Here is a 20241-nt window from a genome sequence, read left to right as displayed (position 1 = left end):
CTTAGGCCTCTTCCTGAGGCTTGGCAAACGGGGGGATGGCAAAGAGATCACGGTGCCCCACCCAAATCCCCAGCTCGCCGTTGGCCACCGCCTGCTGGCGCTGCTCCAACCAGCTGGCAATGCGTGCCGCGGCGTCAGGGGCTTGTTCGGTGGCGGCCTCGGCCCAACCTTCCAACAGCGCCATCATTAGCGGCTGCTGGTCATGGTTGCCAGCAGCAAGCTGCCATGGGGTATCGTCCTGCTCAATGCGATAATCGGCCTTCTCAAGGGTAGCTACTAACACCTCTTGAGCCTGACCGCCCAGCGCATCGCCCAAGCCTTTATCGCGCTGTTGGTGGGCAATAAACATAGCCAACAGCCAGTGGTCTTCGTCATCCAGCACCGGCTCGCCCTGGGCATCGATAAAGTGCCACTCTCCGGTCACGCTCAGCGCGATTAGAAGCGCTTGTTGCCGCTCGGCACAGCGCCCCACTAATGCCTCGATCCATTGCTGAGAAACCAGATCAAGCAGCGCCGACGCCGTCACTAGGTGCGCATCGCCCAGCGGTACATCGGTAATCGGCTCCAGCGATACACAGTGCGTTTCAACGGCCACAGGCTGCCCTTGGCTATCGCTTAACCCGGCGGCACACTGGCGCGCCTGCGCTAACAAGAGGGCATCGTGATCAATCAACTCCCAGCGCTGGTGAGCGCAAAAGCGCGGAGCCAGAAAGCGCATATTGCTCCCCCGGCCACAGCCAAGATCCGCTATTACCGGCGCTGAGCTAAGTGGGCTCAGCCACTCAGCGGCGAACGTAGCTAACCGCTGACTGCGAGAAGCAAAATCAGCAGCCTCGCGCAGCGTTAGCCAATCGGATTCAAACTGACTTCCAGCGCGCAAGGTTAGCGAATCATTGGCGGCATGGTTTTGCGCTGTTAACGCCGCGGCGAAGGCCTCACTCGCCGCCTGCCAATCGCTTAACTGGCCACGGGCCTGCGCAGCGCCATGACGCAGTTGCTGGCGCAGTTCTGCATCGTTACAAAATTGGCTCAACGCGTCTTGAAGCGCCGCAACATCGCCCGGCTCAACGCTTATCCCGGCACCTTCTGGCAAGGTGTCGCCTAGCGCGCCACCGGTAGTGGTAATCACCGGCAGACCATGGGCCAGGGCTTCGGTGACCACCATGCCATAGCCCTCGTACCAGGAAGGCAGCACTAATGCGTGCGCGTGTTGGTAAGCCGCTTCCAACGTCTCGCTATCGCACTCGCCACGGAGACACACGCTACTTTGCAAACCGTTCTGATCAATCAGTTGTTGCACGCGCTGCGTAAACGCCGCGTCTCGCGCGCCGCCATAGCAGTCGCACTGCCAGTGATTACCGGCCACACCTGCCAGCGCTTGAACCAGAACATCTTGCCCCTTGCGCGGCGTTAGCGTTGCCACACACAGCAGGCGCAGCGTTTCTCCAGCTTCTGCTTCGGGACTAACCGGTGCCTGGGCCACACCCGGCTCCACTACGGTGACACTTGCATTGATGGGTATGGCGTAGTGCGCCGCCAGCTCCGGCAAACGCCGAGCGGTAAAATGGCTGGTGACAATAATGCGCGCCACCGAAGCCAGCGCAGTTAACTCGCTGCGATGAAAGCGCTGCTGATCAGCCTCATCAAGGCCCAGTTCATCGCCTAAGGGATGGTGCAGCAGCGCGGTAATATCCAGCCGCGTTGTATGCTGGGCAACCATGTCAGGCAACGCCCCCATGGCCAGGCCATCGATCACCACCGCCGCATGGTCGGGAAGTGTCTCAAGCGCTTGAGCTAGGGCCGCTGCCGCTTCGGCGTCCGCATCGGGAAACACGCCTGCAAGGCCCACGACGTCAATCTCCCAACCCTGATCACGTAGGGCCGAGACAATACGCGCATCGTAGATATAGCCACCGGTACGCTGAGCAGGGTCACCGGCAACGATCAAGGTAAAACGCCGACTCATAGCGCGCCTTCGTAGCTAGCCCAGGCCACATGAGACTCGTGCAGTTTGATCTCCATATGGGTAATGCCCTGGGCGGTGGTGCCCATTTTGCCTTCGCCGATCGCTTTGGCTAGCTGGTCGAAAATCACCTTAGCCATAAATTCGGTGGTGGTGTTTTTACCTTTAAATTCGCTTACGTCATCCAGGTTTTGAAAGTTGTAGCCTGCCAATACTTCTTTGACAGTTTCGCTGGCAAGGCCAATATCGATCACTAAGCCATCCTCATCCAGCTCAGGGCGCTGGAAAACCACATCCACCACATAGGTGGCGCCATGGGTACGCTGGGCGGGGCCAAAGATCTCGCCGTTAAAGCTGTGGGCAATCATAAAATGGTCACGAACGCATAAACGAAACATAAAAACTCCTGATTAAAATTTTAAAAACACAAGTTATGCGGAATATCGCAGCCGATGGCAGAGCTCAACACTACCGCGCCCAAACAGCGTATGAGCAAGCGTAGGCAATTGTTTAAAGTCGCTTTCACCGCTGATCAGTGCATCCAAGCGCTCATCCACCAGTAAGCTCAGCGCGAGTCTAAGGCGGCGCTGGTAGTCCCAACGAGGGCGAAGTTTTGGTGGCAGTTGGCCTACCTGGCTGGCTTTAAGCGTCAGCCGTTGGGAGTGAAAAGCGCCGCCCAAAGGAATCGAGACGTCGCCCTCGCCAAACCAGCTCATTTCGATAATGCGCCCTTCGCTACCCACTAACTCCAAGGCCTGGCGCAAGCCAGCCGAGTGGCCGCTGGCATGGATCACGCAATCTTGATCATGGGGGGCTTGATCAGGTGTGGCGAAGACAACGCCGAGCTGCTCGGCGAGCTGACGGCGCGCTGGGTTGATATCGACCAAATGCACGTCGACGCCAGGCACCTGGGCACACAGATACGCCACTAGCGCACCGACGACACCGGCACCAATAACGCAAATCCGCTCGCCCAGCATGGGCTCGGCATCCCACACGCCGTTGATGGCCGTTTCCATATTGGCGGCCAATACAGCGCGTTGAGCGGGCACATTGGTGGGCACTTCAAGCACCGCTGAAGCAGGCACGGTGTAGTAGTCTTGGTGGGGGAACAGGCAAAAGACGGTTTTATCTAACAGCGCGTCCGGCCCTTGTTCAACGCGACCAACGCTGCAGTAACCGTACTTGACCGGGGCGGGAAACTCACCCGACTGAAAAGGGGCGCGCATGCGCGAAAATTCGCTTTCAGGCACGCGACCGTTAAACACCAGCGATTCGGTGCCACGGCTAATACCGCTGTACAAGGTGCGCACCTGCACTTCATCCTGAGCGGGCGTCGCCAGAGGCTCACCCCGCAGCTCGCCTTGGGCTGGGCTGGTCACCCAGAAGGCAGTGGCGCAGCGGTTTTTGCCAGCGTCCGGGCTTTCGCCAGCGTGGAGGTTTTTGCCAACGTATAGCTTTTTGCCAACATCGTCAGGCGTCGACATGAGCGATCCTTTTCGTTACAAGCTCAACTAAACCGAGCTCTATTTCATTCCATTGAAAGTAGCGTGGGGCCATGGCGCTGCACATTAAGGCGAGGCTGGTCGTTATGTGACTTGACCCCTTACCATACTGGACGGCCACCTCTTGAATGGCCTCATGCAGAACAGTCATTAATGGCTCACCATCTTTAGCGTAGCGGTTGAAGAGAAATTATTCGATTAACAATGTGCAACACTTGAAGCTAACTAGGCTATTTTTCTTGATCATATAGACAACCCTACCTTCTTCTACAAGAATGGTACATATAAAAATACTTGCATCATTTATTTCAACTGCGGACAGCGATGCCGCTTCGTGAGCCACCATGCCGTTTTTTTCAAATGCCTCATCCATGACACTACCCAAACGGCTTTATAGCGCTGCAGAGCTACTGCTGGGCGGTTTGGTGCTAATGACTGTAGGTAAAGGATTACCTCAATTAATGGCTACCTCAGCCAATTGGTGGGTTGCCTTGGCCTTCTACACGTTTATATCTATCTTAGTGATGGTGTTCTGGCCCCACGGTTCACTGGGTTGGGCAAACCGGGTAACGCTGGCCCGCGCGGTATTAGTCGCGCTGCTGGCAGGTGCGCTCGCCGCCAATGCGTTTGTAGAGGTCATCTGGCAATGGTTGGCAATTGCGGTGATCGCTCTACTGTTGGATGGCGTTGATGGCTGGATTGCCAGGCGCACCAAAAGCCACTCCCTGTTCGGCGCGCGCTTTGACATGGAGCTGGATGCCCTACTGATATTGCTGCTGTGTGCGGGCTTATTGCGGTTAGAGTCTCTGGGCCTGTGGGTGCTGATGATTGGGGGGATGCGCTACCTGTTTGTGGCCGCCAGTTGGCCGTTCCCCTGGCTTGCAGAACCGCTGTTCGAAAGCTTTCGCCGTAAAGCCGTATGTGTCTGGCAGGTGGTTGCGCTGCTGTTGGCGTTAACGCCACTTACCTCCCACCTTACTGCCAGCCTACTGGCCATTAGTGCGTTGATTTCATTGCTATATTCGTTTGGCATTGACGTTTGGTGGCTATCTCGAAAAACACGCCGCTCCTAACCTACTGCGTCTTATAGCGAACCGCTTCGCAGCTTAGCGATAAACGCTTGGATAAGCTGTTTCTTCCTTACTATAGTTACTTTCAAAATATTCATAATTTTCAAATTTTAAATATTTAGTACATGACCAAGGAGAGCGAAGAAGCCTATTTCAATGCCACTCAGAACGCCCGCGTAGTGAGAGCCGCCGAACAGTATTATCGGCTTATGTACCGTGGTTCCACCCAGTCATGGAACCTACGAGATCGCCACATGTTCGATACGCTACAGCAGGTGATAGAAGCCAAAGGATCAGACGCTAAGGTGGTAATCTGGGCGCATAATTCCCACATCGGTAATGCGTCTGCCACTGAAATGGGCTGGCAGGGTCAATTCAATATCGGCGAGCTGTGCCGCACTGCCTATGGCGAACAAGCTGTTTTAATCGGTTTCGGCACACACGCGGGGAATGTGGCAGCGGCTGATAACTGGGATTCGCCAATGAAAATCAAGCAGATTGTGCCGTCACGGGCAGACTCCTTTGAACGAATTTTTCATGAAACGCAGCTGCCATGCGCCTTCATTGAGCTGCGCAACCCTCAACACTCTGAGGTTCGAGAACAGCTAACCCAAACACGCCTGGAGCGTGCTATTGGCGTTATCTATCGTCCGGAAAGCGAGTACTACAGCCATTACTTCAAGGCCTCGCTAGCGGAGCAGTTTGATGCCTATGTGTGGTTCGATGAGACCACCGCCGTGACGCCACTGCCGAGCGCCAGACCCCAGGGAGTACCTGACACTTATCCTTTTGGGGTTTAGGCCGCTTGGCGCTTAGGAGCCACACATGCACACGCAACAAGCACTTTTTGATAATCGACGAGCAGCAGGACAAAAGCTTGCCCACGCATTATCCGGGGCGCGATATGACCTAGTGCTGGCACTACCTCGTGGGGGTGTGTCCGTTGCCTACGAGGTAGCGATAGCACTTAAACTTCCGCTGGATGTGGTCATCGTGCGTAAGATTGGCGCACCTGGGCAACCCGAGGTTGGGCTAGGCGCTGTCATCGATGGCGACCCACCTCAGGTGGTATGGACCGCGGATGTGCTGCAGGTTTTTCAGCCTTCTGAACGTTATCTTGAAGCTGAAGTAGAGCGCCAACTAAGCGAGATAACCCGCCGCCGTCAGGCTTATATTGGTAACCGGGCGCCCATTAACGTGAGCGAACGTCATGTATTATTGGTGGATGATGGTATCGCCACCGGCGGAACCGCCAAAGCAGCCACCAGGGCACTACGCCAGGCAGGCGCCGCTACCGTTACTCTGGCTGTGCCTGTCGCCCCGCAGTCCACACTGGATGAGTTAGCTACCGAGGTTGACGATTTGGTCTGTTTAGCTACTCCCGAGCCTTTTATCGCCGTTGGCCTTCACTATCACGATTTTACCCAAACCAGCGATGACGAAGTGATCACCCTTTTGCAGAAGGCTCCCTCTTTTTAATGCCCTCTTTTTAACGCTCTCTGTGATATAGATTAAAATACAAAAAAGCCAGCTTTCACGACGTATGAAAGCTGGCTTTGTTTAATCTAGGCTTTTACGCGGCCTTAGGCAGCCATCGCAGCACACTCATTGGCGCAATGATGGCACGCTTTAGCGCACTCCTGACAATGCTCGGCATCGTGTTTGGCACACTCATCACCGCACGCTTTGCAAATATCAGCGCATACTCGGCAGATGTCCTTGGCATATTCACTACCCTGGGCCATGAAGGAAGCTGCCAAGCCGCAAATTTGCGCGCATTGGCGGTCCAGACGAATACACTCAGCCATCATTTTCACATCATCTTCTTGCAAGCAGGCCGTGGCGCAAGAATCACAATAAACGGCACAGACATTACACGCTTCAATACACGACTTATATTTTTCAAATTCCATCTTTCCACCCTCCTTGTCAAAAAACGAGAGCACGGCTGGACTTTCGCAAGATAAGGCCTTACAAGCCGTACATTGAACTCCAATGGGTCGCATTTCTATGGAGTTCGTATAAAAGAGTAGAACAGGCTGCTTTCAATACAAGCGAAGCAAGCGGCCTCATTAACGGCCTAGCACTCCAATCCTAGCCGCTGATGCCACTCGGCAAGACTCTCATCCGGATACTCATCAAAGCATTTGTCTTGGAACTGCCCATTTACCTCCACCCAGTCTGCCCGACTCCCCAGCATCATGTGAGTCCGCTTGGGCGGTGTCGGTAAGTCCGAATCGATCGCCGAAGCGAAAGGGTGTACAAGCTCGGGCCAATCGGGATCGTAAACCCATAACGACGAGGCGCAGTGCTTACAGAAGTGTCGCTCTCCCGTGCTCTGCTCACCCTTAATAAAGGCGCGATAGACAGTAATATGCTCTTCGCCACTAACGTTGAGCGTTTTGCTGTCGCCGCTGAGATTGATGGCATAGCCGCCACCGCCCGCCGTTTTACGGCAGATAGAGCAGTAACAGCGATTGAAAGGATAAGGGTGGTGTGACTTCACACTGAATGTTACGGCCTGGCAATGGCATGATCCTTTAAGCAGCATAGTCGCCTCCATTGCTTGCTTGAATACTCTTTCACTATAGCCAAACCAGCGTAAGCCCCGCATTTTTCTGCGGGGCTTACGCATTCATTTTCAATCTACCACGACATTTCAACCTACCGCTAACGATAGCCAACGTTAGGCAGGCAGTTCTTTTCGGTTAGCGTCCCCTTCACTGTGCAGTGTCGAAGCGTGATGACTGGTCAAAGGGCCAGCCAGCTTTCTCAGCGCCACGTAGAACACCGGGGTGAGGAACAAGCCAAACAGTGTCACCCCAATCATGCCGGCAAACACCGCCGTACCCAGCGCTGCCCGTACCTCGGCACCTGCGCCGGTAGCGATTACCGAAGGCAACACCGCTGCCGTGAAGGCGATCGAGGTCATTATGATCGGCCGCAGACGCAGTCGGCAGGCTTCCAGGGCTGCTTCCACCACACCCTTGCCCTGCAGTTCCAGCTCGCGGGCGAATTCCACGATCAGGATGGCGTTCTTACAGGCCAGGCCAATCAGCACCACCAGGCCCACTTGGACAAAGATGTTGTTGTCACCGCCACCAAACCAGACGCCGATCAGCGCCGCGAGCATCGACATGGGCACGATCATAATCACCGCCAGCGGTAGCGTCCAGCTCTCGTAGAGGGCTGCCAATACCAGAAATACCAGCAGGATCGACAGCGGGAAGACCACCAGCGCCGCATTACCCTGGGTGGACTGCTGATAGCTCAGGTCGGTCCACTCCAATGCCATGCCCGGCGGCAGTACCTCTTCCGCCAACGCGTTGATGGCGTCCATCGCCTGGGCGGAAGAGAGCACGCGGGGGTCAAATTCGCCAGCCAGGTCCGCCGCGGGATAGCCGTTGTAGCGCAGCACCGGGTCCGGGCCGAAGGTTTGCCGGATATCCACCATCGTACCGATGGGCACCATCTCCCCCTGGTCATTACGGGTGCGCAGGCGGGCGATATCTTCCACGCTGGTCCGGTAAAGAGCGTCGGCCTGGGCGATAACCTGCCAGGTGCGACCAAAGCGATTGAAGTCATTCACATAAGTCGAGCCAAGATAGGTCTGCAAGGTGTCGAATAACTCGGTTAGCGGCACACCTTGGGCTTTTGCTTTCAGCCGATCCACCTCGGCATCCAACTGCGGCACGTTAGACTGATAGCTGCTAATCGGAAAGCCCATACCCGGCGTTTGCGCAATCGCGCCCTGGAGTTGGTTAAGTGCCTCCTGCAATGCCCCATAGCCAAGGTTACCGCGATCCTCAATGAACAGTTGAAAGCCTGAACCATTGCCCAACCCGAGAATCGGGGGTGGCATAAAGGAAAACGCAAACCCCTCTTTCAAGCCGCTAATACCTTGATTGATCCGGGCGTTTATCTCTGCAGCGCTCAGGCTTCGCTCACCAAAAGCGCTGAGGGTGAGAAAGGTCAATCCTGTATTGGACGTGTTGGTGAACTGCAATGCATTCAAGCCTGGAAAGGCAATGGCATGCTCCACACCTTCAGTCTCCATGGCGATATCCACTACATCCTGGAGCATCTGATCGGTTCTCTCCAGAGATGCGCCTTCAGGCAGAATAACGCCTGCAATCAAGTAGAGTTTGTCCTGCACAGGAATAAAACCGGGTGGCACCGTCTTGAACATCACGCCCGTGCCCAGCAGCAATAATGCGTAGACCACAAAGACCGCACCACGATGCTTCAGCGAGCGGGCCACGCCCCCCTGGTATTTGTTGGAGCTGGCGTTAAAGAAACGGTTGAAGGGACGGAAAATCCAGCCGAACAGCTTATCGATCACTCGGGTGAGTCGATCTTTGGGTGCGTCATGGGGCTTGAGCAGCATCGCCGCCAGCGCGGGCGAAAGGGTCAGGGAGTTAATGGTGGAGATGACCGTGGAAATCGCAATCGTCACCGCGAACTGCCGATAGAACTGACCGGTCACCCCAGATAGGAAGGCCATGGGGATAAACACCGCACATAACACCAAGCCAACGGCAATAATAGGGCCGGATACTTCTCGCATCGCTTGATGAGCGGCGGCCTGAGGCTTTAGGCCCTCCTCTATGTTTCGTTCCACGTTTTCCACCACCACAATGGCGTCGTCCACCACGATCCCAATAGCCAGCACCAGACCAAACAGGGTCAACGTGTTGATGGAGTAGCCCAGCAGGTAGAGCGCCCCAAAGGTACCGATCACCGATACCGGCACCGCTAGTAACGGGATGATGGAGGCACGCCATGTCTGCAGGAAAAGCGTAACCACGAGCACCACCAGCAGCACGGCTTCCAGCAGCGTTTTCACCACTGACTTGATGGAATCGTTAACAAAGATCGTGGTGTCATAGACCGCTTCATATTCAACGCCTTCCGGAAACTGTTCGGAAAGCTCATCCATGGTGGCAACCACCTGCTCGCGGATAGCCAGCGCATTGGCACCCGGTGCCTGGAAGATACCGATGGCGACCGCGTTCTGGCCGTCCAACTGCGCGCGGAGAGTATAGTTCCCAGCGCCCATTTCTAGCCGCGCCATATCCGACAACCTGAGTATCTCGCCGCTCTCGCCGCGCTTTAATACGATGTCGCCAAACTCCTCCACCGTTTCCAGCCGCCCACGGGCATTGATCAGAGTGAGAAAATCACTGTCCGCGATGGGTTCGGCTCCCAACTGACCGGCAGAGACCTGCACATTCTGTTCCCGCATAGCTCCCACTACATCGCTGGCTGTCAGGCCGCGGGCAGCGATACGATCAGGATCCAGCCATGCTCGCATGGCGTAATCCCCCCCACCGAAGATTTGCGCATCGCCAATGCCTTCGAGCCGGGCGAGACGGTCGCGGACATTCAGCCGCACATAGTTGCGCAAATAAAGGGTGTCATATTCACCGCTGGGCGAGGTTAGGTGAACGACCATCAGAAACGTCGGCGACTGCTTCTGGGTAGTAACGCCTTGACGACGCACGGCTTCCGGCAACCGGGCTTCAGCTTGACTGACGCGGTTCTGCACCCGAACGGCGGCCCGCTCGGCATCGGTTCCGGGGCGGAAGGTAACGGTCATCTGCAGCACGCCATCGGAGCCCGCGACGGACTTGAGGTACATCATGTCCTCAACGCCATTGATGGCTTCTTCCAACGGCGTCGCCACGGTCTCGGCGATCTCCTTGGGGTTGGCGCCGGGGTAAACCGTGCGAACAACCACAGAGGGCGGCACCACGTCCGGATACTCGCTAATGGGAAGGTTGGGAATGGAGATCAGCCCCACCGCTAGAATAATGATCGACAACACCGCCGCAAAAATCGGTCGATCCACGAAGAAACGGGAGAAATTCATGGCGGTTAATCTTCCCTGGCAGCAATGGCGGGTTGGGCGTCAACAGCCGGGGCGGCAGCTACGCTTTGCGGGCTCACTTCCATTCCGGGGAAGAACACTTTTTGCACACCGTTAACAATGACTCGGTCACCGGCGGAGAGCCCTTCACTGATGACCGTTTGTTCTTCCACTTGACGGCCAGTCGTTACCTGGCGCCGCTCTGCCAGGTTGTTTTCATCAACCACATACACGTAGCGGCGATCCTGGTCGGTCAAAATCGCTTTACGATCCACCAGCAGCGCCTGCTCCAAACGCGCTACGGGCATTTCGACCCGCGCAAATTCCCCAGGCCGGATACTGCCATCAGGGTTGGCCAGCACTGCACGAAACTGCAGGGTGCCGGTGTTGGGGTTCAAACGGTTGTCGATGAAGTCCAGAGTGCCAGTGAACTGCCGCGCGGCGTCTCCGCCCAGTTCGATATTCAAGCTGTTCGACGCCCCTTCGTTCAGTAGTGCATTACTGGCAAACGCGGCCTGCTCGTCCGCCTCGAAGTAGACGTGGATCGGATCGATGGTCACCAATGTGGTCAACAGGCTCTGATCGGCGTTGGCTAGATTGCCTCGGGTCACCATTGCCCGACCCACGCGGCCACTCACCGGCGCAGTGATGCGGGTGTACTCAAGGTCAAGCTCCGCGTTATCTAACGCTGCTTCAGCGGCATCCACCATAGCCCGGGCGCTATTTAGGGCCGCCTGGCGCTGGTCATGTACCTCCTGAGAAATGGCCTGGCGCCCCAGCAATACCCGAGCACGCTCGGCTTCACTACCGGCTTGTGCACTCTGGCTCTTGGCCTGAGCAAGATCCGCCTGGGCGGCGCTAACACGGGCCTGATATGGACGCGGATCAATCAGGAACAGTAAATCTCCCTGCTCTACCTGTTTGCCTTCCTCGAATGCCACCTCCTGGATATAACCGCTAACCCGTGGCCTTAATTTAACCGTTTCGGCGGCTTCCACGCGCCCCGTGAAAGATTCTCTCAACACCACCGGCTGAGCGACTATTTGCGTGATCTCTACCTCCGGGGGTGGCGGAGGCTGAGAGGACGCCGCCTCCTCACTTTTTGCCTCGCACCCGGTAAGCAAGGCCGTTACCAACAGGAACAGGATCATCGTCCGGTTGCTTGCCGAGAGGACTCTTTGCGTCAAACTTCCCATGATTACTTGCTCCAATGGCTATCGGAAACCGATAGCAGCATGCGTTAAATGATTGCGCACCGCGTTGGCGGTCAGCTTTTTCAAAGTTGGTTAAGCACCATCAGCATCGACAGTTATTTATGGCAATAAGGGCTGGGCGGGCGGGCAGAATCGAGCAGTGTGCTCAACGCCTATCAGACGCCACCAACAATAGGGCACGCGATGGCATGGGGGGTATCGGGTTTCTACGGGAAGCTTGCCTAATTCTGTCGCAGACAGTGATAGCCTAGACAAGGCTGACTCATCGAAAAGACGATCATCTTCCAATCCTAGGCATAATGACGATCTGATGACATATGGAATGGATTGCCGGTTTCTACGAGGTGCTTGCCTGATCCTGCAAAACTAAGTGAAAAAGCATCCGATTCAGAAAGCGAAAGCCTATACTGCGAACTACTAGGGAGGAGAGCCATTGACCATTATCGCGCCTGAGCAGGCCCCTCATTTCAGCGACAGCCTGCCACAGCAATTAAGCCAAATCGCCCGACGTTGGACACCTGTAGAGGAACTTCAGGACACGGCGATTGCCGGTGTTCAACTCGTGCGCTCCGATACTGCCACCAGCTTTAGTTCTGCAGTGTATGAACCGTGCCTATGCTTCGTCATTCAGGGCAGTAAGACAGTGCAACTGGGTGACAAGGAGATCGTCTACAGCGGCCCAAGTTACATGGCCAGCGCCGTTCACCTGCCGGTGCTGGGCCGAATTGACCATGCTACCCCCGAGCGGCCCTACCTGGCGGTAAAGGTCTCTGTCGATCCTCAGGAGGTGGCCGGGTTGATACTCGATCTGGGTGACAAGGCACCGCCAGTAGGCGCTGAGTCCATCTGCCCCGAGATAGACTGCGGCCTTTGCTCCGCGCCCATGGATGCACGCATGCAGGGCGCACTTTACCGACTATTAAGTCTGCTTGACGCTCCGGAAGATATTAAGGTGCTGTCTCCCCTGGCCCGGCGGGAGTTGCTCTATCGGGCGCTGATGGGAGAATTGGGGCCACGGATGCGCAGGTTTGCCGCGACAGACTCTCAGGTAAACCGAATCTCGCGAGTAATCTATGCCCTTAAAGAGCACTACGCTCAACCGCTAAAAATCCGCGAACTCGCGGCGGCTGCCAACATGAGTGAGTCTACGCTTTACCATAGTTTCCGGGAAGTTACCCGAATGTCGCCGCTACAGTTCCAGAAAAAGCTACGCTTACACGAGGCTAGACGGCTCATGCTGGCAGAGGGGCTGGAAGCGGCTACCGCCAGCTACCGAGTGGGTTACGAAAGCCCCTCCCACTTCAGCCGCGAATACAGCCGTATGTTTGGCGCGCCGCCCCGCACTGATGTCAGTCAACTGCGGGGCGCCAGAGCAACGCCGCAACCCGCCTAATCACCAGCGTTACTGGCACCTTGTTGTTTTCTCCCCCCAACCGTTCTATTAACTACGTTCAAATTTGTTGCCCTTTAACTCATTTTTATACTGATCAACATCAGCCGCGCCAATCAATACACCAGGCCTGCCCAGGGCATCCTACCTGGACGGGCTGAGCTTGAGAGAATAGGCTAGCCGACCGGGTCAACCTTTCCAGCACTGCACCTGCCCAAGAAATCCGTCGCCAGCCCGAGCACTCTTCAATAGCGTTGCACTTAGAACTTGAGGCCGCCGACCCATCGTCTCAGGTATTACAGTAACCCGACACAGGCATTCCTTCTGGACAACTAGTCTGGCGAGGGCACACTAAAATGCTGAAGAAAGCCGTTCCCGGCACTCAACCTCTCCACTAGCGTTGTATTTGGAGCCCTAGGCCATCATCTCTAGTTATACCTAAATACTTTGTCATAAATTTTATGTACAGGAGATACTAAATGACTCGGACCCATCATTTTCAACCAACGTTTCAATTACGCTTAGCGTTGCATCGTGATGTGATTATTGGCCCGGGCAAAGCAGATTTGCTAGAAATGGTTGAACAAACGGGTTCCATCTCGGCAGGAGGGCGGGCCCTTAAAATGAGCTACAAAAAAGCGTGGCAGCTTATCGACACCATGAATAACCACTTCCTATCACCTCTCGTTTCCACAAGCTCGGGGGGTAATGAACGCGGTGGTGCCCATCTGACCGAACTGGGCAAACAGGTGCTTGCTCACTACCGTGCCTTGGAAACCCAACTCTCGCAGCAGTCTGTCGATGCCCAAGCCCTGCTGTCGTTGCTAGCCCCGCTCAATAGTACTGAGCAATAAGGGCCGCTGATTTATGTTGAGCTGCCAGAGGACTTTGTGCAACCTCCGCTATATCCAATCGAAAATAGCGGAGAAAATCATGCTAACCCCACCTATCAATTGCCGTAGCTTGGCTGCCGTGCTGATGTTCGGACTGCCCGTCACGGCTACAGCTGCCACGGAAGTACAGGTAGCGGCGGCGGCATCGCTTACTGACGCGCTCAATGAAGCCCTCTCCGTTTACGAATCCCACAATCAGGTAGATGTCACCGCCATTTACGCCTCTTCTTCTACCCTCGCTAGGCAAATCGCTAACGGCAGTCCAGCGGACCTGTTCCTCTCCGCCAATGTTCAGTGGATGGACTGGCTGGAAGCGCAAGGCATCAACGTTCAACAGCGTAGCGACTTGCTGCAAAATCGTTTGGCGTTAGTCTCTGCCAGCTCAGATCTCCCCGAACAGTTCACGCCAGGCGAAGGCATACACATTACGACGCTATTGGGAGATCGCAACCGCCTCTCGGTGGGTGACCCAGATCACGTGCCCGCAGGTATCTATACTAAGCAGGCGCTGGAAGCGCTGGGTGAGTGGGAAGAATTGCAGCCGTTGCTTGCACGCGGCAACGATGTACGCGCGGCGCTGACGCTGGTCGAACGGCAGGAAACGCCGGTGGGAGTGGTGTACCAAACTGACGCCTTTGCCAGTGAACGTGTCAGAGTACTGGGGCTTTTCCCCGCCGACAGCCACGATCCAATTACCTATCCAATCGCGCTGATTGACGCCGAACAAAACGCAGCGGCTATCGCGTTACGGGAATGGCTAGCGAGTGAAGAGGCGCTCAACATCTTTGCTGAGCATGGCTTTGATACGAGCATTAGCACGCCGTGACGCTGTCCCTTGCCGAATGGGAAGCCATTCGTCTCAGCCTGCTGATTGGCTTGGCGGCTGTCGCCTGGATTTTACCACTAGGCATCGCGGTCGCCTGGTGGTTGGCCCGTCACGACTTTAGAGGCAAGTCACTCGTAGATGGTTTGATTCATCTTCCATTGGTTCTGCCACCCGTAGTGGTAGGTTATCTGTTGCTAGTGGCATTAGGCAGGCAAGGCGTTGTCGGTCAGTGGCTGTACGCCACACTGGACGTGTTACTGCCCTTTACCTGGCAAGGCGCCGCTATAGCCAGCGGCGTGATGGCTTTTCCGCTGCTGGTGAGAGCACTACGATTATCGCTTGAAGCGGTTGACCCCAAACTGGAAGCCGCCGCCAGCACCCTAGGCGCCAGCCGCTGGCGCATTTTCGCCACCATCACGCTGCCATTAGCGGTTCCAGGCTTGCTGACGGGAACCGTCTTGGCGTTTGCCCGTGCTCTTTCCGAGTTTGGCGCGACGATCACCTTCGCCTCAAACATTCCCGGTGAAACCCGTACTTTGCCGCTAGCCCTTTACACACTGATCCAAACACCAGGGCAAGAATCAGCCGCCGCGCGCCTTTGTCTGATTGCTATTGTGATCGCCCTGCTTTCATTGGTTGCTTCAGAGTGGCTAGCAAGGCGCACCCGACAACGCTTGCAGGAACGCGATGGCTATTAAGCCCGAGTTGCCTACCAACCCTTCGTCACTATCGTTGTCTGTCGACCAGCGACTGGGTAACTTTCACCTCCAGACCGAACTAGTGCTTCCAGCATGCGGCGTGACCGGCATTTTTGGTACGTCAGGGAGCGGCAAGACTAGTCTGTTGCGCTTAATTGCTGGCCTTGAATATCCCGACAGCGGTGTTATCCAACTGGGCGAACAGGTACTGCTGGATACCCGGCGCCGCATTTGCGTTCCAGCTCATAAACGCAGAATTGGGGTTGTGTTTCAGGAAGCCCGACTCTTTCCTCACTACCGGGTACGGGGCAACCTCACCTATGGCATGCCAGCGCACGCGGCAGCCCGTTTCGATGAGATAGTCGAACTTCTGGGCATTACCGCCTTGCTCAAACGCATGCCCGGAACACTATCCGGCGGGGAAGCAAGGCGCGTTGCGATTGGCCGAGCGTTGCTAAGCGGCCCTCAACTGCTACTAATGGATGAACCACTGACCGGATTGGACGGGGCACGCAAAGAGGAGCTACTTCGCTTTATCGCTCGCCTGACAAAACAAGTAGAAATCCCCGTGATTTACATCAGCCATGATCCGGAAGAGATTTCGGCCATTGCCGACCATCTTGTGCTGATGAAAGAAGGAAGCATTCAAGCAAGTGATCACCTAGGCACACTGCTGCAACGTTTCGACCTTACCTATGCACTGGGAGGCTTTGACGCGGCGTCCATCCTCGAAGGAACAGTGGTCAACCACGACAGCAAATACAACCTGACTCGGATAGCACTTGATGCCACACATCAGTTGACAGTGCCCGGCACCTCTGCGCCTATCGACAGCCATTTACGAGTACGCATTCCCGTTCGAGACATTGCACTGTCGTTAGCGGCCACCAAGGGCACCAGCTATCGGAACCAACTCACCGCCATCATTGACGATATGACTACATTGCCAGAAACGCCCCACACCGTTGAGCTGAGATTGCAGGTAGGCAACTTTCACCTGCGAGCACGCTTAACTCGCAAGTCGCGAGATGAAATGGGGCTATATATCGGCAAAGAGGTCACCGCGCTAATTCGCAGCGTATCGTTTAATTCGATTTGACACCGAGCATTAACTAAACAATTAAGTCTCTTTAACAGTCAATCTAAAGCTATTAATGCTTGCAAATAAATCTATATCTTAATAGTTAGCTACGGCTATGTTAGTTTACCATTAACAACTTTATTTTCAGGATACCGCCTTTCTTATTTAAAAAAACATGCTAGCATTCACCGCTATTGAATACCCGACCTCTGCACTCAGGTATGTCTATTAACGCCATGCCAGTAAGTGGATATGCGCGGTACTTTTCAGCGAGAGTTCATATTTCATGACACCTATCACCCTGCTGCTCCTGGCCATTTCCATGTCAGCGGATGCCTTCGCCGCCTCCATCAGCAAAGGCACTGAGCTTAAAAAGCCAAAATTTCGCCATGCGATCGGTATTGGCTTGGTATTTGGCATCATTGAAGCGATTACCCCGGTGCTCGGCTGGGCTGCCGGAAAAGTGTCGCAACAGTATGTGCAAGCCTGGGATCACTGGGTGGCGTTTATCCTACTTTCGATTATTGGCCTACATATGATTTACGCCGGGCTCAAAAAAGAAGACAAGATAGCGCACCGCACGCAAACACTCTGGCTGTTAATTCTAACAGCTACCGCTACCAGCATTGATGCTATGGCCGTCGGCGCCAGCCTGGCGTTTATTGATGCCAATATTATCGCCACCAGCTTAGCCATCGGACTTGCAACAACGTTAATGGCCTCAATGGGCACGCTACTTGGCCATAAGCTCGGTAATTTTGTTGGCCACTGGGCCGAGCTAATCGGTGGTGTGGTTCTAATCGGGATTGGATTGGCGGTACTAGCAAAGCATACGGCGATTTTTTAGGCTTTTTTAATTGACTTCGACAGCTGATTAGCAGCTTCAGTTTTCAGACGTTAAACCAAGCTTCAATAATAATCGAGCCATACGCTCAATATCTAACGTAGCCTCAGCTAGGAATGATGTGCACCTTTCACGCGGCAACATATTTTGCCCTTTAACTCATTTTTATGCGGCGCCACATCAGCCACGCCGCTCAATATTCCAGGTCTCCCCACGGCATGCTACCTGGACGGGGCGAGCTTGAGAGAGTAGGCTAGCCGACCGGATCGACTTTCCCAGCGCTGTGTTGCACCTCGCTGTGGACGCTGATCTGGCCCTCTTACCACGGCGTCTCCAACGCCGGATATTGCGCTACCCGACTGCCAACCGCGGTCTCATCTCGCTACAGACATAACTAGAAAGATGTTCTGTTTTTTACTTACTTCCTGTGGCGGCCACTCCGTGAATGGAGCTCTGGTTGCTATAAAGGATGCTAGGGCTGCAAAGCCTATGGGTATTCAATGAACGAAGAAAGTTTCTATCAGTTCTCTACACTGACCGTGCTCGCCTTACTTGCGGCTTTTTACGGCGGCACTTACCTGCTGACCTTGCTGATTAAAAAGAAAAAGGAAAATACCGACGCCTTCATGGTGTCCAACCATCAGATCGGTTTTGGACTTGGCGCCGCCAGCATGACCGCCACCTGGATCTGGGCCGCCTCGTTCTACGGCGCCGCTACCTCGGGTTATACCTACGGCATTTCCGGCCCCTTACATTACGGATTATGGGGCGCCCTGATGATCCTGTTTATCTATCCCTTTGGACGTCGTTTCCGCAAGTTGGCACCCAACGCGCACACGCTGGGTGAGCTGATCCATGCTCGGCATGGCTCTTCCAGCCAGCTGATTCTCGCGTCTTCCAACATCCTGGGCAGCATCATTAGCCTAATGGTCAACTTTACGGCTTCCGGCGCACTGGTCTCGGTGCTTTCGCCATTGTCCTTCCAGGCTGGGGTGGTTATCGCTGGGGTCGGGGTGTTGTCCTACACGCTGTGGTCGGGCTTTCGCGCCTCGGTACTCACTGACTTTGCCCAGCTGATGGCGATGATGGCCGTCGCCATCCTGATCATTCCGGCGGTAATGTTCGCTCTCGGCGGCCCGCAAACGCTATCGGACGGCATGAGTCTACTGACGCCAGAACAGGCAAATCTGTTCTCGATGGATGCGATCCTTAATCAAGGCGCGCCCTTCTTTGTAGCGGTGCTGGCCTACGCGATTGGCAACCAGACTATCTCCCAGCGCCTATTCGCCGTGCGCGAAGATCACATCAAACCCACCTTCATCACCGCGACAATTGGCTACGGTGCGATCGTTATCGGGCTGGGCATGATTGGCTTGATGGCCCTGATGACCGGCATGGAGCCTATCGATGGCGATATGAACAACCTGATACCGCAAATGGTGTCTATGTACCTTTCGCCGGTGTTTATTGGGCTGTTCTTTATCCTAGTGATCGGCTCGCTCTCCTCCACCGCCGACTCGGATCTTTCCGCCATGTCAGCGATTGTGATGGCTGATGTGTATGGCAAGAACATTGCTAAAAACAATCCCGACCCAACCAAGATGCTGTTTATTGGCAGGCTGACCATGATCGTCGCGACGCTGATTGGGGTGATTCTCGCCAGCTTCTCAATGGATATCCTGATCATGCTGGTCTTCGTTGGCGCGCTCTGGGGCGCGATTGTGTTTCCGGTGATCGCCAGCTGTTTCTGGAACCGGGTTACCAATACGGCCTTCACCTCGGCGGTTATCGCTGGCTTGCTGATGTTCTGCATCGCCCGATTCGAGCTGGTGCCCATGGTCGGCGTGATCGCGGGGCTGTTTGAGTTACTGGCTGCTATGGGCGGTGGTGTGGTGCTTGGCCTGATGGCCTTCGGATTCTGCGGACGCAGGGTCGGGTTGATCGTCGGTGCACTCAGCGCCATCGGCCTGGCCTTCTTCAGCGTCGGCTTCTTGCGGGACTACACGGTGCTGCTGGCCTCCTTGATGGCCTACGGCGTCAGCACGATTGTCTGCATCGGCATCAGCCTACTGAGTTCAAGCAAGTTCGACTTTACACAGATCGATCAAAAAGTCATTAACTACGATCCGGCCAAGCCGGCTACTCAGGCCTAAGCCCTGGATAACAAGCTGAAGTAAAACATTCGCTGGTGCGCCATCGCGCATCAGCCAGGCAATAGGAAAGAATATGCAAACATTTATATTGGCGTTATATGTACTGATCTGGCCGTTAATCTCGCTCGCCGTACTGGCAATTATCGGCGTGGCCACTGTAAAAGACATTCGCGTTGCACTGCTTGAGAAACGTGAGTTGGTTTGAAGTAGCCACGACCATCACTCGATTTAACCTAACAACACTAAGGGGCGGTACGCCGTCCCAGTGATTGAATGACCGACCTCAACCTCTTGTTGGTAGCTTCAGTCCTATATTGTAAAATATTTAACTTAATCGACTAACTCAATTTCAAGGCTATCTAAAAGCCTAACAGCCTCAAAGCGACTAAATTTAGCCTTTTTAATTATGTTTCGGTAGATATCTATGTTGTAGTCAGACGCTTCTGAAAAATCTGCTCCCGTTAAATTTGTGTTAACAAAAAAACATCCGGACAGGTCACTGTAAGTGAAATTTGAATTACTAAAATCACCTTCTCGAAAGTCAACATTATGCGCTTTACACTCTTCCAGCACTAAATCCTGCAGAGAAAGCCCGTAAAACGAGCTGTCATTTAATACCTGGATTCATAGAATAAGCGCAGCACTTTGGATCACAAGGTAGAGGCAGGAGGGCCAGCGCCGGTACCCTCTCTGCCTTACCTACCAAAGTGAAGCAGAGCATGGGATACCGACAAC

The 20241-nt window shown here is 54.8% G+C and carries 19 protein-coding genes; 11 read left to right on the top strand and 8 right to left on the bottom strand.

Annotated features, from left to right (window positions below):
* Position 1 precedes the first annotated feature (1 nt).
* From HZS80_RS03765 to HZS80_RS03755, 3 genes are read right to left on the bottom strand one after another with little or no spacing between them, the layout of a single operon-like run.
* Entirely contained in the window at positions 2-1966 is a 1965-nt protein-coding gene (locus HZS80_RS03765; protein ID WP_179915229.1) for a glycosyltransferase, read from the bottom strand.
* A complete protein-coding gene (locus HZS80_RS03760) occupies positions 1963-2361 on the bottom strand; it encodes a 6-pyruvoyl trahydropterin synthase family protein (RefSeq protein WP_008958245.1) in 399 nt (132 codons plus the stop codon). The genes HZS80_RS03765 and HZS80_RS03760 overlap by 4 nt, the downstream gene beginning before the upstream one ends.
* A 33-nt stretch (positions 2362-2394) precedes the next feature.
* The gene (locus HZS80_RS03755; protein ID WP_179915228.1) at positions 2395-3450 is read right to left on the bottom strand and encodes a zinc-dependent alcohol dehydrogenase; all 1056 of its coding nucleotides are present in this window, start codon (positions 3448-3450) and stop codon (positions 2395-2397) included.
* Positions 3451-3812: 362 nt separating this feature from the next.
* Between HZS80_RS03755 and HZS80_RS03750 the strand changes: the two genes are divergently transcribed.
* The 3 genes from HZS80_RS03750 to HZS80_RS03740 all read left to right on the top strand — a co-directional run bounded on the left by HZS80_RS03750 (position 3813) and on the right by HZS80_RS03740 (position 6017).
* The gene (locus tag HZS80_RS03750; RefSeq protein WP_179915227.1) at positions 3813-4541 is read left to right on the top strand and encodes a CDP-alcohol phosphatidyltransferase family protein; all 729 of its coding nucleotides are present in this window, start codon (positions 3813-3815) and stop codon (positions 4539-4541) included.
* A gap of 122 nt (positions 4542-4663) precedes the next feature.
* On the top strand, positions 4664-5338 hold the full coding sequence (locus HZS80_RS03745) for an erythromycin esterase family protein (protein WP_179915226.1): 675 nt from the start codon (positions 4664-4666) through the stop codon (positions 5336-5338).
* A gap of 25 nt (positions 5339-5363) precedes the next feature.
* A complete protein-coding gene (locus tag HZS80_RS03740; protein WP_179915225.1) occupies positions 5364-6017 on the top strand; it encodes a phosphoribosyltransferase in 654 nt (217 codons plus the stop codon).
* 104 nt (positions 6018-6121) lie between these two features.
* On the opposite strand, the gene HZS80_RS03735 is transcribed toward HZS80_RS03740, so the two are convergent.
* The 4 genes from HZS80_RS03735 to HZS80_RS03720 form a co-directional block, all read right to left on the bottom strand.
* Positions 6122-6451: a four-helix bundle copper-binding protein gene (locus tag HZS80_RS03735; RefSeq protein WP_179915224.1), complete on the bottom strand. Its 330-nt coding sequence runs from the start codon at positions 6449-6451 to the stop codon at positions 6122-6124.
* A gap of 167 nt (positions 6452-6618) precedes the next feature.
* On the bottom strand, positions 6619-7089 hold the full coding sequence (locus tag HZS80_RS03730) for a GFA family protein (RefSeq protein WP_035559431.1): 471 nt from the start codon (positions 7087-7089) through the stop codon (positions 6619-6621).
* A gap of 135 nt (positions 7090-7224) precedes the next feature.
* On the bottom strand, positions 7225-10410 hold the full coding sequence (locus tag HZS80_RS03725) for an efflux RND transporter permease subunit (RefSeq protein ID WP_179915223.1): 3186 nt from the start codon (positions 10408-10410) through the stop codon (positions 7225-7227).
* Between the two features lie 5 nt (positions 10411-10415).
* A complete protein-coding gene (locus HZS80_RS03720) occupies positions 10416-11603 on the bottom strand; it encodes an efflux RND transporter periplasmic adaptor subunit (protein ID WP_179915222.1) in 1188 nt (395 codons plus the stop codon).
* Between the two features lie 451 nt (positions 11604-12054).
* Here HZS80_RS03720 and HZS80_RS03715 point away from each other — a divergent pair, with 451 nt between their 5' ends.
* The 8 genes from HZS80_RS03715 (at position 12055) to HZS80_RS23240 (ending at position 19711) form a co-directional block, all read left to right on the top strand.
* Positions 12055-13014: an AraC family transcriptional regulator gene (locus HZS80_RS03715; protein ID WP_179915221.1), complete on the top strand. Its 960-nt coding sequence runs from the start codon at positions 12055-12057 to the stop codon at positions 13012-13014.
* 476 nt (positions 13015-13490) lie between these two features.
* Positions 13491-13865: a winged helix-turn-helix domain-containing protein gene (locus tag HZS80_RS03710; protein ID WP_179915220.1), complete on the top strand. Its 375-nt coding sequence runs from the start codon at positions 13491-13493 to the stop codon at positions 13863-13865.
* Positions 13866-13944: 79 nt separating this feature from the next.
* The gene (gene modA / locus HZS80_RS03705) at positions 13945-14730 is read left to right on the top strand and encodes a molybdate ABC transporter substrate-binding protein (RefSeq protein WP_179915219.1); all 786 of its coding nucleotides are present in this window, start codon (positions 13945-13947) and stop codon (positions 14728-14730) included.
* Positions 14727-15428, top strand: coding sequence for a molybdate ABC transporter permease subunit (gene modB, locus HZS80_RS03700; protein ID WP_179915218.1), 702 nt, complete (start codon positions 14727-14729; stop codon positions 15426-15428). Before modA ends, modB begins: the two co-directional genes overlap by 4 nt.
* On the top strand, positions 15418-16527 hold the full coding sequence (gene modC, locus HZS80_RS03695; protein ID WP_179915217.1) for a molybdenum ABC transporter ATP-binding protein: 1110 nt from the start codon (positions 15418-15420) through the stop codon (positions 16525-16527). Before modB ends, modC begins: the two co-directional genes overlap by 11 nt.
* A 268-nt stretch (positions 16528-16795) precedes the next feature.
* The gene (locus HZS80_RS03690) at positions 16796-17356 is read left to right on the top strand and encodes a manganese efflux pump MntP (RefSeq protein ID WP_179915216.1); all 561 of its coding nucleotides are present in this window, start codon (positions 16796-16798) and stop codon (positions 17354-17356) included.
* Between the two features lie 497 nt (positions 17357-17853).
* Complete coding sequence (locus HZS80_RS03685; RefSeq protein WP_179915215.1) at positions 17854-19506, top strand: sodium:solute symporter family protein; 1653 nt, start codon at positions 17854-17856, stop codon at positions 19504-19506.
* 73 nt (positions 19507-19579) lie between these two features.
* Positions 19580-19711: a putative transporter small subunit gene (locus HZS80_RS23240; protein WP_218927569.1), complete on the top strand. Its 132-nt coding sequence runs from the start codon at positions 19580-19582 to the stop codon at positions 19709-19711.
* Positions 19712-19836: 125 nt separating this feature from the next.
* On the opposite strand, the gene HZS80_RS03680 is transcribed toward HZS80_RS23240, so the two are convergent.
* Positions 19837-20130 carry a pentapeptide repeat-containing protein gene (locus HZS80_RS03680; protein WP_281662138.1) on the bottom strand — a complete coding sequence of 98 codons (294 nt, stop codon included), beginning with the start codon at positions 20128-20130 and terminating at the stop codon, positions 19837-19839.
* Positions 20131-20241 lie beyond the last annotated feature (111 nt).

This window comes from Vreelandella glaciei, from assembly GCF_013415125.1.
In the GTDB taxonomy this organism is placed as follows: domain Bacteria; phylum Pseudomonadota; class Gammaproteobacteria; order Pseudomonadales; family Halomonadaceae; genus Vreelandella; species Vreelandella glaciei.
Note: the sequence above shows the minus strand (reverse complement) of the source record. Positions and strands in the feature narration are given on the sequence as shown.

Bases quoted from the DNA above. Each gene is read 5' to 3' on its own strand.
- HZS80_RS03760 (WP_008958245.1), bottom strand. From the start codon at position 2,361: ATGTTTCGTTTATGCGTTCGTGACCATTTTATGATTGCCCACAGCTTT.
- modC (WP_179915217.1), top strand. From the start codon at position 15,418: ATGGCTATTAAGCCCGAGTTGCCTACCAACCCTTCGTCACTATCGTTG.
- HZS80_RS23240 (WP_218927569.1), top strand. From the start codon at position 19,580: ATGCAAACATTTATATTGGCGTTATATGTACTGATCTGGCCGTTAATC.
- HZS80_RS03750 (WP_179915227.1), top strand. From the start codon at position 3,813: ATGCCGTTTTTTTCAAATGCCTCATCCATGACACTACCCAAACGGCTT.
- HZS80_RS03690 (WP_179915216.1), top strand. From the start codon at position 16,796: ATGACACCTATCACCCTGCTGCTCCTGGCCATTTCCATGTCAGCGGAT.
- HZS80_RS03710 (WP_179915220.1), top strand. From the start codon at position 13,491: ATGACTCGGACCCATCATTTTCAACCAACGTTTCAATTACGCTTAGCG.
- modA (WP_179915219.1), top strand. From the start codon at position 13,945: ATGCTAACCCCACCTATCAATTGCCGTAGCTTGGCTGCCGTGCTGATG.
- HZS80_RS03755 (WP_179915228.1), bottom strand. From the start codon at position 3,450: ATGTCGACGCCTGACGATGTTGGCAAAAAGCTATACGTTGGCAAAAAC.
- HZS80_RS03725 (WP_179915223.1), bottom strand. From the start codon at position 10,410: ATGAATTTCTCCCGTTTCTTCGTGGATCGACCGATTTTTGCGGCGGTG.
- HZS80_RS03730 (WP_035559431.1), bottom strand. From the start codon at position 7,089: ATGCTGCTTAAAGGATCATGCCATTGCCAGGCCGTAACATTCAGTGTG.
- HZS80_RS03745 (WP_179915226.1), top strand. From the start codon at position 4,664: ATGACCAAGGAGAGCGAAGAAGCCTATTTCAATGCCACTCAGAACGCC.
- HZS80_RS03720 (WP_179915222.1), bottom strand. From the start codon at position 11,603: ATGGGAAGTTTGACGCAAAGAGTCCTCTCGGCAAGCAACCGGACGATG.
- HZS80_RS03740 (WP_179915225.1), top strand. From the start codon at position 5,364: ATGCACACGCAACAAGCACTTTTTGATAATCGACGAGCAGCAGGACAA.
- HZS80_RS03685 (WP_179915215.1), top strand. From the start codon at position 17,854: ATGAACGAAGAAAGTTTCTATCAGTTCTCTACACTGACCGTGCTCGCC.
- HZS80_RS03765 (WP_179915229.1), bottom strand. From the start codon at position 1,966: ATGAGTCGGCGTTTTACCTTGATCGTTGCCGGTGACCCTGCTCAGCGT.
- HZS80_RS03735 (WP_179915224.1), bottom strand. From the start codon at position 6,451: ATGGAATTTGAAAAATATAAGTCGTGTATTGAAGCGTGTAATGTCTGT.